Genomic DNA, 1,662 nt, shown 5'->3' on the forward strand with positions numbered 1-1,662 from the left:
TGTAGCCATAACAAGGTCGCAAGGCTACCGATGGGCGTAAACTTTGGTCCCAAATCGTTGCCAATGACGTTGGCATAAATCATCAGCTCGCGAGTCGCTGCCGGTACTTGCGCGCTATCGATAGCCAGCGCACCTACCAAGGTAGATGGCATGTTATTCATAATAGAAGCCACAATCGCTGAAAGAAATCCCGTGCCTACTGTGGCGATGATATTGCCTTGCTGCCCTAACCAGTTGAGTATTTGAGCACCATAAGCCGTCAGTCCTGCGTTACCCAAGCCATAAACCACCAAGTACATACCGATTGAAAACAAGACGATTTGCCAAGGCGCGTTACGTACGACGTCAGACACCGAAACAACCGCATCTCGCCCGCCCTGCCACCAGCGACCTGCAATTGCCATCAGCACCAGCGCAGCAACGCCAGTCACGAAGGAGATAGGAATACCTAATGACTCAGTCGCAAAATAAGCAACCAATAACAAAGCAAGTAGCGAAAAGGCGGCTTTAAACACCAGCGGATCTTCGATAGCAGACTCTGGTGCGCTAAGATTGGCAATGGAATATTGTGTTGGAATTTGGCGCGCATAGACTACCCACAGCACTGCTAATGTCGCGATGACAGAGACAATATTGACTGGCACCATGACCGCCGCATAACGTCCAAAGCTGATATCAAAATAATTGGCGCTGACGATATTAACCAGATTAGAAGTCACTAACGGCAAACTTGCGGTATCAGCGATAAAGCCCGTCGCTATGATAAAAGCCAATGCCGATGGCGGTGAAAACTTAAGCCGGAGCAAGATAGCGATGACAATCGGTGTTAGAAGTAATGCAGCGCCATCATTGGCAAAAAACGCGGAGATAAACGCGCCCAATATCACAATCATGGGAAACAACAACCGTCCCTGCCCATTGCCCAGTCTCGCCACATGTAGCGCCGCCCAACCAAAAAATCCCGCTCTATCTAAGATAAGCGAGATAATGATAAGCGCCACAAAGGTAAAAGTCGCATCCCAAACGATGTCCCATACAATACCGACATCGGATAACTGCACCACACCAAAAGCCAAGGCGACCAAGGCTCCTCCCAGCGCGCTCCAACCAATGCCCAAACCTTTAGGCTGCCATATCACTAAAACCAACGTCACGATAAAGATAATGAATGCGAGCATGGAGCAACCTTATTTACGGCGTGTTGATTATAACTAGGAGAGATTACAGCGACTTTTGATTGACGCGCTGTGATACTTCCTCAGCACTTTCCACCCGCTCAGAGTATCTGTCGGTCAGATAGGCCGAGCGTCCACGAGTGAGCCACGTAAACTTCACTAGCTCCTCACAGACATCAACGAGACGCAGATATAAGGGCGACATATCCATGCGGTTATCGTCGTTAAATTCTAAAAAAGCCTTTGGAATCGATGATTGATTGGGGATAGTAATCATGCGCATCCAGCGCCCCAAAATGCGCAGCTGATTGACGGTATTAAAGCTTTGACTGCCACCGCTCACTTGCATCACTGCCAAGGTTTTGCCTTGAGTGGGACGTACGCCGCCCAGTGCAAGCGGTATCCAATCAATTTGTGCTTTCATAATACTGGTGATGCTGCCGTGGCGCTCTGGACTCACCCACAGCATGCCTTCTGACCACTGCGC

At 49.5% G+C, this 1,662-nt stretch carries 2 protein-coding genes; both read right to left on the minus strand.

Going from position 1 to position 1,662, the window contains the following annotated elements; genetic code table 11:
- On the minus strand, positions 1 to 1,178 hold a 1,178-nt coding region (locus ACTXGO_RS13380), incomplete at its 3' end, for an arsenic transporter (RefSeq protein WP_443574866.1).
- Positions 1,179 to 1,221: 43 nt separating this feature from the next.
- A partial coding sequence (locus ACTXGO_RS13385; RefSeq protein WP_443574867.1) for an NAD(P)H-dependent oxidoreductase occupies positions 1,222 to 1,662 on the minus strand: 441 nt, incomplete at its 5' end.

It is taken from the genome of Psychrobacter sp. T6-1 (genome assembly GCF_052258445.1).